Here is a 16124-nt window from a genome sequence, read left to right as displayed (position 1 = left end):
GCATTGATGGAACAAGCATGGGAGGGCTCGCCGTTGTCTGGTAGCATCATCGCTGCACCCAACCTTTTCGCGCACCGCTGGAGTTCCCATGAGCATGCCAATTGATCTGCGGGACCGTACCATCCTGATCGTCGACGACACCCCGGCCAACCTGACGCTGGCGGTGGCGATGCTGGAACAGCAGGGGCTGCGGCTGTCGGTGGCGCAAAGCGGCGACGAGGCGCTGCGGCGGGTGGCGTTCGCGCCGCCCGACCTGATCCTGCTGGACGTGATGCTGCCCGGCATCGACGGCTTCGAGGTGTGCCGGCGCCTCAAGGCCAGCGCGGCGACGGCGGCGATCCCGGTGATCTTCATGACGGCGCTGCGCGACACCGCCGACAAGGTGGCCGGCTTCGCCGCCGGCGCGGTCGACTACGTCACCAAGCCGCTGCAGTCGGAGGAGGTGGTGGCGCGCGTCACCACCCATCTGCGGCTGGCCGCGATGCAGGCCCAGCTGCAGGCCCAGAACGCGCTGCTGGCGCGCGAGAACCAGGAGCGCCGCATCGCCGAGCGCATCCTGCAGCAGTACCGCGACAGCCTGGAGCAGCAGGTGGCGGAACGCACGGCCGAGGTGCGCGAGCTGGCGGCCCACCGCGAGAGCGCGCGCGAGGACGAGCGCAAGCACATCGCGCGCGAGCTGCACGACGAGCTGGGCCAGTCGCTCACGGCGCTGCGCATGCGCGCCGCGCTGCTGCGGGTGCGCTTTGGCGCCGACGTGCCCGGCCTGAACGAACAGGTGCGCGACATGACCGAGCTGGTCGACCGCAGCCTCAGCGTGGTGCGCAACGTCGCCACCAGCCTGCGTCCGACCGTGCTGGACCTGGGCATCGGCTCGGCGCTGGAATGGCTGGTCGACGAGTTCCGCACGCATAGCGGCCTCAATTGCAGCCTGACGCTGATGCTGGAGGAGCAGGGCAGCCCGGGCGAGCAGCAGGCCATCGCGCTGTTCCGCATCGTGCAGGAATCGCTGACCAATATCGCCCGCCACGCCGACGCCAGCGAGACCACGGTCACGCTGCGCTGCGCCGGCGGCCGCTGCGAGCTGCAGATCGTCGACGACGGCCGCGGCTTCGACCTGGCGCAGGCGCGGCCGCACTCGTTCGGCCTGCTGGGCATCCGCGAGCGGGTGCTGAGCCTGGACGGCAAGGTCACCATCTCCAGCGTGCCCGGCAGCCGCACCTGCATCGAGGTGATCCTGCCGCGGGCGTCGGCATGACGCAGGGCTGGCGCCGCCTGGCCGCGCTGGCGTGGCTGCTGTGGGCGCTCGGCGCCCGCGCCGCGCCCGCCGTGGCGCCATCCCCGCCGGCGCGCTGGGCGGGGCTGGTGCAGCCGCTGTTCCACAACCTCGGCAGCCAGCAGGGCCTGGGCAATGTCATCGTCACCGCGCTCGCCCAGGACCGCGACGGCTTCCTGTGGGTCGGCACCCAGGGCGGCCTGTCGCGCTGGGATGGCTACCGCTTCCGCAACTACGCCAGCATCCCCGGCGACAGCCGCACGCTGCCCGACAATTTCGTCGGCCCGCTGCACGTCGACGCCGGCGGCCGCCTGTGGATCGGCACCGCCAGCGGCGGCCTGGCGCGCTACGAGCCGGGCTCCGACAGCTTCGTGACCTACGGCGTGGACAACGCCGGCCTGGCGGCGCCGGGCGTGCTGGCGATCGCCGACGACGGCGCCGGCGGCCTGTGGGTGGGCTCCGACCAGGGGCTGGACCACCTGCGCGGGCTGGCCGACCCGGCCCGCACCCGGGCCGCCCATTTCGGCGCCGGCGGCGCCCACGGCCTGCCGTCCAAGGTGGTCAAGTCGCTGCGGCGCGACGCCGCCGGCACCTTGTGGGTCGGCACCCTGCACGGGCTGGCGCGCTACGACCCGCGGCTGGGCGGCTTCGTCGGCGTGCGCGTGCCGACCCGCACCGGGCTGGCGCCGTGCGTGGACGCGCTGTTCCAGGACAGCGACGGCCAGTTGTGGATCGGCACCAACGGCGACGGCCTGTTCGTGCTGGACCCGCGCGGCGGCGCGGTGCGCCGGTTCGCGCCCGGCGAGGCGGCGGTGGCCTTGATGAAGAACGAGAGCGTCAGCGCCATCGCCGAGCCGGTGCCGGGCGAGATCTGGATCAGCTCGTACGCCGGCGGGGTGGCGGTGATCAACCGCGCCAGCGGCGCCGCGCGCGTGCTGAGCCACGACCCGCGGGCGCCGGCCGGGGTCCCCAGCGGCATCGTGCGCACCGTGTTTGGCGACCGCGCCGGCACCCTGTGGCTGGGCACGGACAACGGCCTCGCCCAGTACCAGCCGGGGCAGGCGGCGCTGTCGCTGGGGCGCGCCTCGCCCGGCCGGGCCGGGCTGGCGGACGGCGACGTCATGTCGCTCGCCGAGGCGCCCGACGGCCGCCTGTGGGCCGGCTTCGCGCGCCGCGGCGCCGACCTGATCGATCCGGTGCGCGGCACGGTGACGCCGTGGCGCCAGAGCGGCGAGCGCCATCGCGGCCTGCTGCCGTCCAACGCCGTCACCACCCTGTACACCGACGCCGACGGCCAGGTCTGGCTGGCCACGCCGTCCGGCCTGTACCGCTCGGACGCCGGCGGCCAGCGCACCGCGCGCGTGGCGGCGCCGTGGCTGGACGACCGCTGGCTGATCCACACCATCGCCCGCACCGGCGAGCTGTACTGGCTGGGCACCAGCGCCGAGGGCTTGTTCCAGGCCCGGCTGGACCGCGACGGCGTGCTGCGCAAGGTGCGCCACATCGAGGGCCTGAACGGCGCCGACATCAATGTGGTGCTGCCCGGGCCGGCGGGCGCGGGCTATGTCTGGGTCGGCACCGCCACCGGCCTGAACCGGGTGGAGGTGGCCAGCGGCGCGGTGCTGCAGCGCATCGGCGCCGATCCGGCCCGGCCCGGCGCGCTGTCGCACGCCTACGTGGCGGCGCTGCACCTGGACCGCCACGGCCGCCTGTGGGTGGGCGGCGGCGCCGGCATCGACGTGATGGAGGGCGGCCACGCCGACGGCCAGCGCCGCTTCCGCCGGCTGGGCGCGGCCCAGGGATTGCCGAACACCAACATCAACGCGCTGCTGGCCGACCGCGCCGGCCGCGTCTGGGGCAGCACCGACGACGGCATCGTGGTGGTCGACCCGGACAGCTACGCGGTGGGTGTGATCGGGCGCGCCGAGGGGGCCCGCTACGCGCCGTACTGGGCCGGCGCCGGCAGCGCCACCAGCAACGGCGAGCTGGTGTTCGGCGGCTCGGGCGGGCTCACCATCGTGCGGCCGGAACAGTATCATGGATGGCGCCTGAACCCGCCGGTGGTGGCGACCGAGGTGCGCCTCGGCGGCCAGGCGGGGCCGCCGGCGCCGCACAACGGCGCGGGCGGCCCCGGCCTGCGGGTGGCGGCCGCCGCCAACAGCTTCGCCGTGGAGTTCGCCGCGCTGGACTTCACCGCGCCCGAGCTCAACCGCTATGCCTACCGGCTCGAGGGGTACGACCGCGACTGGATCGCGGCCGACGCCGCGCACCGGGTGGCGGCCTACACCAACCTGCCGCCCGGCCAGTACCAGCTGCTGGTGCGCGGCTCCAACCGCGCCGGGCTGTGGAGCGCGCACACGCTGCGCATCCCGGTGCGGGTGCAGCCGTGGTGGTACCAGACCTGGGGCTTCCGGGCGCTGGCCACGGCGCTGGCGGCCGGCGCGCTGTACGGCGTCTACCGGCTGCGCATCTGGCGCCTGGCGGCCCAGCGCGGCGCGCTGGAGAAGGAGGTGGCCGCGCGCACCAACGAGGTGATGCAGCAGAAGGCGCTGGCCGAGCACCAGCACCGCGAGGCCAGCGAGCGCAACGCCGAGCTGGCCACGGTCAACGCCGTGGCGCAAATCCTCGCCGGCAAGCTCGACCTCGAGGCCCTGATCGCCCAGGTCGGCGACCACGTGCGCGCCAGCTTCGCGGCCGACGTCACCTGCATCGCGCTGGTCGATCACGACAGCGGCGCGCTGCAGTTCCGCTATCCGGACAGCTCGCCGGCGCTGGCCGCCTGCCCGGCGCACCAGATGTGCGGCCGCGTGGCGGCCACCGGCATCGGCGAGCTGGTGGTGCGCGACAGCCATTCCAAGCTGTGCGTGCCCATCATCGCCCACGGCCTGGCGCAGGGCGCGGTGTCGGTGCAGCGGCGCGCGCCGTACAAGGCCGGCGACCAGCGCCTGCTGGAGACCATCGCCGCCCACATCGGCGCGGCGCTGCAGAACACGCTGCTGTTCCGCCAGGCCGAGGCGGCGCGCGCCAGGGCGGAGGAGGCGACCCAGGCCAAGTCCATGTTCCTGGCCAATATGAGCCACGAGATCCGCACGCCGATGAACGCGGTGATCGGCCTGTCCTACCTGGCGCTGAGCACCGAGGTGCCGTCGCGCCAGCGCGACTACGTGCAGAAGATCCACAACGCCGGCAACTCGCTGCTGGGCATCATCAGCGACATCCTGGATTTCTCCAAGATCGAGGCCGGCAAGCTGGAGATCGAGCACGCCGACTTCGACCTGGACGACGTGCTGGCCCACGTCGCGGCCGTCAGCGGCGGCGGCCGCGGGCGCGAGGGCCTGGAGTGCAACTTCGACGTGCCGCCCGAGGTGCCGCGCGCGCTGTGCGGCGACGCGCTGCGGCTCGGGCAGGTGCTGATCAACCTGCTCAGCAACGCGCTCAAGTTCACCGCCCAGGGCGAGGTGGCGCTGGCGGTGCGGGTGCTGGAGCGCCAGCCCGAGCGGGTGCGGCTGGCGTTCAGCGTGCGCGACACCGGCATCGGCATGTCGCCGGCGCAGATGGAACGGCTGTTCCAGGCCTTCACCCAGGCCGACGGCTCGTCGACCCGCAGGTTCGGCGGCACCGGCCTGGGCCTGAGCATTTGCAAGAGCCTGGTGGACCTGATGGGCGGCACCATCCGGGCCGACAGCGTGGCCGGCGCCGGCAGCCGCTTCGTGGTGGAACTGTGGCTGCGGCAGGCGCGCGCGGCGGCGGCGGCGCCGCCGCTGCCGCCCTCGCTGCCGGGCTTGCGGGTGCTGGTGGTCGATGACAACGCCACCGCGCGGGCGGCGCTGCAGGGCACGCTGGCCGGGCTGGGGCTGGCCGCCGGCACGTGCGACAGCTGGCCGGACGCCATGTCCAGCCTGGCGGCGGACGGCGCCCACGTCGACCTGGTGCTGGCCGACGCCACGCTGCCGGGCCTGGGCGCCGACCCGGCGCTGCGGCGCGCCGGCGCGCGCGACGGCCTGCCGCCCAGGATCGCGCTGCTGACCAGCCAGGGCGAGAGCGAGCCGTCGGCCGCCGCCCAGGCGCTCGGCGCCGACGCCGTGCTGGTCAAGCCGGTCACCCGCGCCGGCATGGCCGACACGCTGCTGCAGCTGTTCGCGCCCGAGCGCCGCCTGGCGGGCGGCGGCGTGCGCCCGCGGGCGCCGCAGTTCCGCGGCGCGCGCGTGCTGCTGGTCGAGGACAACCAGATCAACCAGGAGATCGCCGTCGGCCTGCTGCAGGCCTGCGGCATCCAGGTCGACCTGGCCGCCAACGGCGCCGACGCGCTGGCGCGCCTGCAGGCGGCCGACGCCGCGCACCGCTACCAGCTGGTGTTCATGGACCTGCACATGCCGGAGCTGGACGGCCACGCCGCCACCGTGCGGCTGCGCGCGGAGCGGCGCTTCGATGGCCTGCCGATCATCGCCATGACCGCCAACACCCTGCCGGAGGAGTGGCAGCGCTGCAAGCGCGAGGGCTTCAACGACCATATCAGCAAGCCGCTGATCCTGGCCGCGCTGCACCGCCTGCTGCAACACTATCTGCAGGAGCGGCACGGCGGCTGGCAGGGCCACGGCGAGGCGCCGCGGACGGTGGCGCCGCTCGACAGCGTGGCCGGGCTGGACCTGGCGCAGGCGCGCCGCAGCGTCAACGGCAACGAGGCGCTGCTGCACAAGGTGCTGCGCTGGTTCCGGCGCGACGAGCACGATTGCGCGCTGCGCATCCGCGCGGCCCTGGCGCGCCGCGACCAGGCCGACGCGCTGCGCCAGGCGCACGCGCTGCGCGGCCTGGCCCAGGGCATGGGCGCGGCGCGGGTCGAGCACTGGGCGCGCGAGCTGGAGCTGGCGATCCGCCAGCAGCCGGCGCCGGAGTCGTGCGGCCCCGCGCTGGCCGCGCTGGAGGCGGCGCTGGCCGACCTGTGCGCCAGCCTCGACCAGAGCCTGCCGGCGGCCCGCGCCGACGCGGCCGGCGCCGGCGCCGCCGCGCGGCCGCCGGCCGCCTGGCTGGCGCAGCTGCGGCGGATGGCGGCGCAGATGCGCGCCGGCGACGCGGCGGTGGCCGAGGGGTTCGCCGGCTGCGCGGTGGAATTCGAGGCCACGTTCGGCATATGGGACCGCGAGGCGCTTCAGCGCAGCCTGGACAAGCTCGATTTCGACGGCGCCTACGCCGCCTTGCAATGGGTGGCTCACCAGCACGAACTGACGTTATGACGACACGCTCTCTCTTCACCGGCGGCCGCGGCGGCGCCTGGTTGGCCGCCCTCGCGCTGGCCGCGCTGACGCCGGCGCGCGCCCAGCAACTGCCGCTGCGCAGCTTCGGCCAGCTGGAGGGCCTGACCAACGTCAGCGTGCAGGCGCTGGCGCAGGACCGGGCCGGCTACCTGTGGGCCGGCACCGACAACGGCCTGTACCGCTTTGACGGCAGCCGCTTCCGCCGCCACAGCCTGAAGCAGAATTACCACATCAACGTCCTGCACGTCGATCCGGCGGGGCGCCTGTGGGTGGGCGCCGATCGCGGCCTGTTCGTGCTCGATGGCCAGCAACTGCTGCCGGTGCGGCGCGACGACGGCCGCGCGCTGCCGGTCAGGTTCGGGCGGCACCTGGTGTCGATCGACGCCGGGCACCTGCTGGTACAGGCCAGCGGCCGGCTGCACCAGGTCCAGCCCGACGGCAAGGGCGGCTGGCGCAGCGCCGAGGTGTTCAGCGAGGCCCAGGTGGACGCCCATCCCGAGCTGAAGGACCTGCATGGCGTGCTGCGCGACGCCGACGGCACCCTGTGGCTGGGCTGTGGCACCAGGCTGTGCCGTTACCGCGACGGCGCGCTGACGCTGCTGGGCGCCGCCGAGGGCTTGCCGGCGCAGCAATGGAATGGCTTGCTGCGCGACCAGGCCGGCGCCCTGTGGCTCAACAGCGCGGCCAAGGTGATGCGGCTGGCGCCGGGCGCGCAGCGTTTCACCGACCGCAGCCCGGCCAATTACGCCGCCGCGGTGCAGGCCTGGGCCACGCCGTTGGTGCAGGACCGCGACGGCCGGGTGATCAGTTTCAACGATAACGGCCTTTTCCGGCTCGGCGCCCAAGGGTGGGAGCGCTATGGCGCCGCCCAGGGGCTGCACTTCACCTCCGGTTTCCACGCCTTGCTGCTGGACCGCGACGGCGACGCCTGGCTGGGGCTGCCCGGGCGCGGTGTGGTCCAATGGCAGGGCTACCGCCATTGGGAGAACTGGACCCGCCAGGAGGGCTTGCCCGACGACGATGTGTGGACCATGTTGCGCACCCGCGATGGCCGGCTGCACATCGGCACCGGCGCCGGCCTGGCGCAATGGGACGGCCAGCGCTTCGCCGCGCGGCGCGACGGCGTGTTGGCCAGCCAGGCCTGGAGCGCGTTGGCCGAGGATGCCCAGGGCGGCTTGTGGCTGGGCGACCTGGTCGGGGTGCTGGTGCGCCGTGACGCCCAGGGCCGCGACCACCAGATCACCGGGATGCCGCCCGGCGTCATCTACAAGCTGCTGTTCGACGCCGGTGGCCAGCTGTGGATCTGCGCCGAGAGCGGCCTGTTTCTGATCGCCGATCCGCTGCGGGCGCCTGTGCCGCGGCGGGTGGCGGCCGATTTGCTGGGCGCCGACGCCCATGTCACCAATGGCTGCCTCGATGCCGGCGGCCGCCTGTGGGTGGTCGGTCCCGAGGGGCTGCTGCGCCTGCGCGATGGCCGTTGGTCGCGCCAGCCGTTGCCGGCCGGCGAGCATGTGTTCTCCCATGTGGCCTGCGACGGCAACACCATTTGGGTGGCCGACGACCATGGCGGCGGCCTGTGGCGCGGGGATGGCGCCGGCGCGCAGCTGCGGCTGGAGCCGCTGCGTGAACCCTTGCTGGACGGCCGCGCGGTGCAGGCGATGCTGGTCGACCAGCGGCACTGGCTGTGGCTGAGCACCGATACCGGCCTGATGGTGTGGAACGGCCAGCGCTGGCGGCTGTTCAACCAGCGCAGCGGCATGGTCTGGAACGACAGCAACCAGAACGCGCTGTACGAGGACACCGACGGCTCGATCTGGGTCGGCACCAGCAACGGCCTGTCGCACCTGCTGCGGCCGGAGGCCTTGTTCGAGCCGCGCACCATCCCCCTGCAACTGGCGTCGCTGCGCTACAACGGCGCCGCCATGCCAGGCGCCGGCGCCGACTGGAACGGCGGCTCGCTGGACGTGCAACTGGCCGCGCCGCTGTACCAGAATCACGAGACGCTGAGCTTCCGCTATCGCCTGCTGGGGCAGGAAACCGCCTGGTCGGCCAGCGACACCGGCGACCTGCGCTACACCGCGCTGGCGCCGGGCCGCTATCGCCTGCAGGTGGTGGCCGAGCACAGCTCGCTGCAGGCCGCCTCGGCGGTGCTGGAGTTGCCGTTGGTGATCGTCCCGCCCTGGTGGCAGACCGGCTGGGCCTATGCCGGCGCCGGGCTGCTGGCGCTGGGCCTGATCGGCATGCTGCACCGCTACCGGGTGGCGCTGGTGCTGCGCCAGCGCGCGCTGCTGGAACGGCGGGTGGCCGAGCGCACGGCGGAGCTGGAGGCGTCGCGCGAGGAGCACCGCCTGCGCTCGCTGAAGGATGGCCTGACCCAGGCCTGGAACCGGGTGGCGCTGATGGAGCGGCTGGCGGCGCTGAGCGCGCCCGGCGCGCCGGCCTTCCTGCTGGTGATGCTGGATCTCGATTACTTCAAGCGCATCAACGACACCCACGGCCACCTGGCCGGCGACGAGGTGCTGCGCGAAGTGGTGCGGCGGGTGCAGGCGCAGCTGCGCACCAGCGACACCGTGGGGCGCTACGGCGGCGAGGAGTTCATGCTGCTGATGCCGGGCCTGGACCTGGCCAGCGGCCGCCAGCGGCTGGAGCAGCTGCAGCGCGCGGTCGGCGCCACGCCGGTGCGCATCGACGCCCAGCAGGAGTTGCGGATCAGTTGCAGCTGCGGCGTGGTGTGCGGCCGGCCGGAGCTGGGGCGGGCGCCGGAGGAGTGGATCGGCCTGGCCGACCAAGCACTGTACCGGGCCAAGCAGCTGGGACGCAACCGCGTCGAGTACGCGGGCGAAGATGTGTTGTAACCATGGAACAAGCATTGATCCGGGCGGGGAAGCGGTAGCATGATACAGAATGTTGAGATTGTCTTTGGAAAGCGCTATCCCATGATACGAATTTTGATCGCCGACGATCACGCCATTGTCCGGGGCGGGCTGTTGCAGCTGTTCGGCCTGGCCGGCGACGTTACCATCGTGGCCCAGGCCACCAACGGCGGCCAGGTGCTGGAGAGCGTGCGCACGGTGCCGTGCGACATGGTGTTGCTGGACATGTCGATGCCCGGCATCAGCGGCATCGACCTGATCGGGCGCATCCGCGCCCACGCGCCCAGCCTGCCGATCCTGGTGCTGAGCATGCACAACGAGGCGCTGGTGGTGCGGCGCGCGCTGAAGGCCGGCGCCAACGGCTACATGACCAAGGACGGCGATCCCGAAACCCTGTTGCTGGCGGTGCGCAAGGTGGCCGCCGGCGGCCGCTACATCGACCCCGGCCTGGCCGAGCAGATGGTGTTTGAAAGCGAGGGCGGCCAGTTCGAGCAGGCCCATGAACAGCTGTCCAACCGCGAGCTCAGCATCTTCCGCCTGTTCGTGCGCGGCAAAACGGTCAACCAGATCGCCGACGAGTTGGCGATCAGCAACAAGACGGTCAGCACCCACAAGGCGCGCCTGATGCAGAAGATGGGCTTCCAGAGCAACGCCGACATGCTGCGCTACGGCATCGACCACGCGCTGGGCAAGTAGCTGTAGGGATTTCCCTAACGCAAATCCGCCCCGCCTGATAGCCGCGGCCCGACCGCTTCGGCATACTGCTCGCTTTGGCGAACGGGAGTGGCGGCATGGGAAGCGGGCGATGGCCGTCGGGCACGGCGAGGGCAAGGGCGGGGGCGGTGGCGCGCGGCTGGCTGCTGGCGGCCACCGTCGCGCTGGCGCCGGCCGCCGCCGCGCAGACGCTGCCGCAATGGCGGGCCGAGGTGGCGCGCGTGGGCGCGCTGGCGGAACGCGACATCCAGTCCGCCTCCATGCAGGCGCAACGGCTGCAGGACGTGCCGCCGGACGCCGCCGGCGCCGACCATACCGCCGCGCTCAACCTGCTGGCCCGCACCGAACTGATCCTCGCGCACAGCGAGCGCGCCGGCCAGCTGGCCGAGCGCGCGCTGGCGCAGGCGCAGCGCGACGGCGACCGCGTCGGCCAGGGCGAGGCCAACCTGGTGCTGGCGCTGAACACCGTCAACCAGGGCCGCTTCGAGGGCTTGCTGGCGATCACCCAGGCGGCCGCGGCCAGCCTGGCCGGCGCCGGCCGGCCCGAGCTGCACGCGGAGGCGCTGCTGCGGGTCTCCATGACGTACAGCCGGATGGGCAAGCTGGACGAATCGGTGGCGCTGTGCGTGCAGGCGATGGAGGTGGCGCAGGCCAGCGCCTCGCCGCGCGCGCTGGCGCTGGGGCACCAGTGCATGGCGCTGTCGTTCTCCCAGAGCGACAACCAGCAAGACGCCCTGCGCCACTATCTGGCCATGGCCAACGCCGCGCGCGCCGACGGCTCCAGCCTGCTGCGCGCGCAGGCGCTGGCCGGCGAGGGCGGGGTGCGCACCGCCAGCGGCGACCTGCACGGCGGCGAGGCGCTGGTGCGCCGCGCGCTGCTGCTGTACCGCGAGGTCGGCGGCCCCTTCTATGTCGCCAACAGCCTGCACAACCTGGCCGCCAATCTGTCGCGCCAGGCCCGTCACGCCGAGGCGCTGCGCCTGCTGGACGAGGCGGCCGCCGTGTACCAGCGCTATCCGAATCCGGTCGGCATGTGGTGGACGCTGTCGGCGCGCGGCGCGGAATATGCCGCGCTGGGCGAGCTCGGCGCGGCGCGCCGCGACGCCGACCAGGGCTATCTGCTGGCGAAACAGGTGGGCAAGGAGGTCTACGTGGGCGCGAGCGCGCGCCAGTTGGCCGAGCTTGCCGCGCGCCGCGGCGATTACCGCCGCGCCTACGCCTATGCGCAGGAGGCGGCCGCGCTGGCCGCCAAGGCGGTGCGCGACAAGAACAGCGCCCGCGTGATGGAGCTGGCCGAACGCTACGAGTCGGAAAACAAGCAGCGCCGCATCGACATGCTGACCCGCAGCAACACCAGCCAGCAAGCCGAGCTCGAACGGCGCGCGCTGCAGCAGCGCTGGCTTTGGACCGTGCTGGGCGGCAGCATCGCGCTGCTGCTGTGCATCGCGGTGTTCATGGTCCGCCTGCGCCGCTCGCACCAGCTGGTGGGCCGCCTGAACGCCGACCTGGAGCGCATCGTGCAGCAGCGCACCGCCGAACTGCGCCAGCAAACCCGCTATCTGCGGGTGCTGATCGACACCCTGCCGTGGTGGGTCTGGTTCAAGGACACCGAAAGCCGCTACCTGGCCGCCAACCGCGCGGTGGCCAACACCTGGTCGCGCGACGTCGAGGACATGGTGGGCCTGTCCGACGACGACGTGATCCCGGCGCTGGGCCCGCTGTTCCGGCAGGAGGACCTGGAAGTCATGACCAACCGCCAGGCGCGCACGGTGGAAACCCTGCAAAACGGCCCGGACGGCCCGGTGTGGGTCGAGACCTTCAAGGCGGCGGTGGTGGACGAGGATGGCACCGTGCTCGGCACCGTGGGCTTCGCGCGCGACATCACCGGGCGCAAGCAGGTGGAGGCGGCGCGCGAGGCGGCGCTGGAGGAGGCGCAGCGGCTGGCCAGCCTGCGCAGCGAATTCCTGGCGCAGATGAGCCACGAATTGCGCACGCCGCTCAACGGCATCCTCGGCTACGCGCAACTGCTGCGGCGCGATCCCACCCTGAGCGAGCGCCAGCGCGCCGGCGTGACGGTGATCCACGACAGCGGCGAGCAGTTGCTGACGCAGATCAACGACCTGCTGGACGCGGCCAAGATCGAGGCCAACAAGCTGGAGCCGCAGATGGCGCCGGTGGCGCTGCGCCAGTGCCTGCAGGGGCTGGCGGACCTGGTGCGGATACAGGCCGAACAAAAGGAGCTCAGCTTCGAATGCGAGATCGGCGCCACCGTGCCGGCCATGGTGCTGACCGATGAGCGGCGCCTGCGCCAGGCCCTGCTCAACCTGCTGGCCAACGCGGTCAAGTTCACCGACCGGGGCGGGGTCAGCCTGCGGGTCTCGGCGCTGGACGGGCAGCGCCTGCGCTTCGAGGTGGCCGACACCGGCGTCGGCATCGAGCCGGCCCAGCGCGAGCGCATCTTCCTGCCGTTCGAACAGGCCGGCGAGCTGCCGCGGCGCCAGGACGGCACCGGCCTGGGGCTGGCGATCAGCCGCCAGTTCGTGCGCCTGCTGGGCGGCGAGATCGAGGTCGACAGCCAGCAGGGGCAGGGCTGCCGCTTCCGCTTCGAGCTGACGCTGCCGGTGGTGGCGCAGGAGGCGGCCGCGCCGGTGGCGCTGCCATACGCCATCACCGGCTACCACGGGCCGCGGCGCCACCTGCTGGTGGCGGACGACCGCCCGGAAAATCGCCGCCTGCTGGCCGACATGCTGACGCCGCTGGGCTTCACGGTGGCGCAGGCGGCCCATGGCCAGGCGGTGCTGGAGCAGGTGGCGCGGCGGCGCCCGGACCTGGTGCTGATGGATATCGCCATGCCCGGCATGGACGGCCTGGCGGCTGTGCGCGCGCTGCGCCGCGATCCCGACACCGGCGCCTTGCCGGTGCTGGCGGTGTCGTCCAGCGTGGACGGCGCCGACCGCCAGCTGCTGCTGGACGCCGGCTTCAACGAGCGCCTGTCCAAGCCGATCGACCTCGAGCTGCTGCTGGCGGCCTTGAACCACTGGCTCAGGCTGGAGTGGCGCTACCACCTGCCGGCGGCGCGGGACGATGGCGCGGACGCGCCGCTGATCGTGCCGCCGCCGGCCGAGATGGCGGTGCTGCATGAGCTGGCGCAGCTGGGCAATATGCGCGCCATCGTCGAGCGCGCCGACTACCTGATCGGCCGCGACCGCGCCTACCGCCCGTTCGCCGAGCAGTTGCGGCAATTGGCCAAGGGCTACCAGTCGCAGGCGTTGCTGCAACTGGTGGAGCGCCACATGCCGGCGCAGGACGGCGGCGCATGAGTGGACACGGCAAGGTGCGCCTGGCCGCCGGCTGGACCGCGCTGGCCTGGACGCTGTGGGCGCGGGCGCAGGAGGTCACGCCGACCGTGGTGGTGGAGGGGCCGCGCGCCAGCCTGCAGGCGGCGCAGCAGGTCCGGCGCGAGCAGCTGGCCATCGTCGACGCGGTGGCGGCGGACGCGATCCAGGCGTTGCCGGACTTTAGCGTGACGGACGCCCTGCAGCGCGTCACCGGCGTGCAGGTGGCGCGCGACCGTGGCGAGGGCGGCGCCGTCGCCATCCGCGGCCTGACGCAGATGTCGACCACCTTCAATGGCCGCGAGGTCTTCACGGCCGGCAGCGGCCGCAATCTCGACTTCGCCGACGTCCCGGCCGAAATGGTGGCCGGCATCGATGTCTACAAAAGCGGCATGGCCGAGCAGATCGAGGGCGGCCTGGGCGGCGCCATCGACTTGCGCGGCCGCCGCCCGTTCGATTTCGCCGGGCGCCGCCTGGCCGGCACCGCGCGCCTGGTGCGCGACGAGCTGGCCGGCCACAGCCAGCCGCAATGGTCGCTGCTGGCCAGCGAGCGCTGGCGCGGCGCCGGCGCGGCCGAGTTTGGCGCCTTGCTCAACCTGGTTCACCAGCGCCGCGCCTGGCGCGAGGACCAGAGCAGCTTTGGCGCGCCGCTGCCGCGGACCGACTTGCTGGCGGGCCGGCAGGTGGCGGCCGCCAGCAGCCACACCGAATCCTCCAGCGCCGGCCGGCGCGAGCGCGACGCGGCGGCCGTCACCCTGCAATGGCGGCCGGCGGCCGGCGCGGAAGTGTACGCCGAGGGCCGTTACGAGCGGTTCCGCACGCGCCAGGACACCTACCAGATCGTGCTGGCCAACGGCGCCGGCGTGCTGCCGGGCAGCGTGACGCTGTTCCCCGGCACCAGCGACGTCAGCCGCGTCACCTGGCTGCGGGCGCCGGTCAGCATCTTCAGCTTCGCGCGTGACACGGTCGACCGCAACCGCGCGCTGGCGCTGGGCGGCGGCTGGAAGCTCGGCGCGCTGCGCCTGAAGGCCGATCTCAGCCACAGCGACAGCCACAACGCGCTGTACTTCGCCGGGCCGATACTGGCCGGCCAGCTGGACGCGGTGGGCGTCGACCTGTCGGGCCCGCAGCCGGTGGTGACGGCGGCGGGCGAGGATTTGCGCGATCCGTCGCGCCTGCGGCTGGCGCGCGTCTCGTACGCGGCCCGCCCTTATGACGGCAAGCTGGACGCGCTGCGGCTGGACGCCGGCTACCGCATGACCGGCTGGCTGGACGAGCTATCGGTGGGCGTGCGCGCGGCCGCGCGGGCCGCCGGCAACGCGCCGGGGCTGGTCACGGCCGACGCGCCGGTGCCCGGCGAGCCATCGCTGCTGGCGATGCCGGCGCTGGCCGCGGCGTATCCGTATCCGGCCTTCATGCCAGACGGCGGGCGGGGCCTGGACCACTACCTGGCCGGCAGCCTGGACCTGGCGCGCGACGTGGCCGCGCTGCGCCGCCAGCTCGGGGTGACGGCGCCGCTGCCGGCGGCCGGCCCGCTCGGCATGTGGCGCATCCGCGAGCGCACCACGGCCGCCTATCTGCAGGCGCGCTTCCACGCCGACCCGGCGGCGCTGGAGGGCAATGCCGGGCTGCGCGCGGTGCGCACGCGGGAGGCGGTGCAGGGCATGCAATCGTTGCCGTCGAGCGGCGCGCTGGCGCCGATCGCGCTGACGCACGCCTACCTCGACTACCTGCCCAGCCTGAACCTGCGCCTTCAACTGGCGGACGCGTGGTATCTGCGCGGCGCGGCCTCGAAGTCGCTGACGCGCCCCAACTTCGACCAGTTGTCGCCATCGCTGACGCTGCTCAGCAACAGCATCACGCCCAGCGCCAACAGCGGCAGCGCCGGCAATCCGGCGTTGCAGCCGATCCGCGCCAACAACCTGGACCTCGCGCTGGAACGTTACTTCGGGCAGTCCGGCGCGGCCACGCTGACGCTGTTCCATAAGCGCGTGACCGGCTTCATCACCAACCTCAGCCAGGCGGAAACCCACGACGGCGCGGTCTATCAGGTCAGCCGGCCGTATAACAGCAACCCGGCGCTGGTGCGGGGCGCGGAGCTCGGCTACCAGCAGACGTACGATTTCCTGCCGGGCTGGCTGAGCGGACTGGGCTTGCAGGCCAATTACACGCTGGTGGACAGCGCCACGCCGAACGCGCTGCTGGGCGCCGACATTCCGCTGCCGAATCTGTCGCGCCACAGCGTCAACCTGGTCGGAATCTATCAGCGCGCCGGCTGGTCGGGCCGGGTGGCGTACAACTGGCGCAGCCGCTTCCTCAGCAACGTCAACAATTATGTCGGGCTGGGCGTGTTGCCCGTGTATAGCGAGGGTTACGGCTGGCTGGACGCGTCCGTGGCCTGCAAGCTGAGCCCCGGGCTGACCGTGGCGCTGGAGGGCGGCAATCTGTTGCGCACCATCCGCCGCGCCAACTTTGGCGCCGAGACACGGCCGCAGAGCTGGTGGAGCAACGACCGCCAGCTCAGCGTGACGCTGCGTTATCAGTTCGACTGAGCAGTTCGACTGAGGATTTCCTGACAGCGGCCGGCGTCAATCCCTACCCGAATATCCGCCGTTGCCGATGGCGCCGCGCCGGTGCTTGCGGCAATGTCCTTGTCACGACTCACCATCACCACAGG

At 72.9% G+C, this 16124-nt stretch carries 6 protein-coding genes; all 6 read left to right on the top strand.

The window, feature by feature from the left end; translation table 11 throughout:
* Positions 1 to 88: 88 nt before the first annotated feature.
* The 6 genes from FHW83_RS24935 to FHW83_RS24910 all read left to right on the top strand — a co-directional run bounded on the left by FHW83_RS24935 (position 89) and on the right by FHW83_RS24910 (position 15999).
* Positions 89 to 1255, top strand: coding sequence for a response regulator (locus FHW83_RS24935; protein ID WP_176649069.1), 1167 nt, complete (start codon positions 89 to 91; stop codon positions 1253 to 1255).
* Positions 1252 to 6504, top strand: coding sequence for a two-component regulator propeller domain-containing protein (locus FHW83_RS24930; protein ID WP_176649068.1), 5253 nt, complete (start codon positions 1252 to 1254; stop codon positions 6502 to 6504). The genes FHW83_RS24935 and FHW83_RS24930 overlap by 4 nt, the downstream gene beginning before the upstream one ends.
* Complete coding sequence (locus FHW83_RS31180) at positions 6501 to 9380, top strand: diguanylate cyclase (protein ID WP_176649067.1); 2880 nt, start codon at positions 6501 to 6503, stop codon at positions 9378 to 9380. Before FHW83_RS24930 ends, FHW83_RS31180 begins: the two co-directional genes overlap by 4 nt.
* An 81-nt stretch (positions 9381 to 9461) precedes the next feature.
* Positions 9462 to 10094, top strand: a complete 633-nt coding sequence (locus FHW83_RS24920; RefSeq protein ID WP_176649066.1) for a response regulator transcription factor — start codon at positions 9462 to 9464, stop codon at positions 10092 to 10094.
* A 95-nt stretch (positions 10095 to 10189) separates the two neighbouring features.
* Complete coding sequence (locus FHW83_RS24915; RefSeq protein ID WP_176649065.1) at positions 10190 to 13432, top strand: ATP-binding protein; 3243 nt, start codon at positions 10190 to 10192, stop codon at positions 13430 to 13432.
* Complete coding sequence (locus tag FHW83_RS24910) at positions 13429 to 15999, top strand: TonB-dependent receptor (protein ID WP_176649064.1); 2571 nt, start codon at positions 13429 to 13431, stop codon at positions 15997 to 15999. The genes FHW83_RS24915 and FHW83_RS24910 overlap by 4 nt, the downstream gene beginning before the upstream one ends.
* Positions 16000 to 16124: the final 125 nt, after the last annotated feature.

This window comes from Duganella sp. SG902 (genome assembly GCF_013376005.1).
Classification (GTDB): Bacteria; Pseudomonadota; Gammaproteobacteria; order Burkholderiales; family Burkholderiaceae_D; genus Rugamonas.
The sequence above is the reverse complement of the archived record's forward strand: the minus strand, read 5'-3'. Positions and strand labels throughout refer to the sequence as shown.

Coding starts and splice junctions, on each gene's coding strand:
- FHW83_RS24935 (WP_176649069.1), top strand. CDS start 89: ATGAGCATGCCAATTGATCTGCGGGACCGTACCATCCTGATCGTCGAC.
- FHW83_RS24930 (WP_176649068.1), top strand. CDS start 1,252: ATGACGCAGGGCTGGCGCCGCCTGGCCGCGCTGGCGTGGCTGCTGTGG.
- FHW83_RS31180 (WP_176649067.1), top strand. CDS start 6,501: ATGACGACACGCTCTCTCTTCACCGGCGGCCGCGGCGGCGCCTGGTTG.
- FHW83_RS24920 (WP_176649066.1), top strand. CDS start 9,462: ATGATACGAATTTTGATCGCCGACGATCACGCCATTGTCCGGGGCGGG.
- FHW83_RS24915 (WP_176649065.1), top strand. CDS start 10,190: ATGGGAAGCGGGCGATGGCCGTCGGGCACGGCGAGGGCAAGGGCGGGG.
- FHW83_RS24910 (WP_176649064.1), top strand. CDS start 13,429: ATGAGTGGACACGGCAAGGTGCGCCTGGCCGCCGGCTGGACCGCGCTG.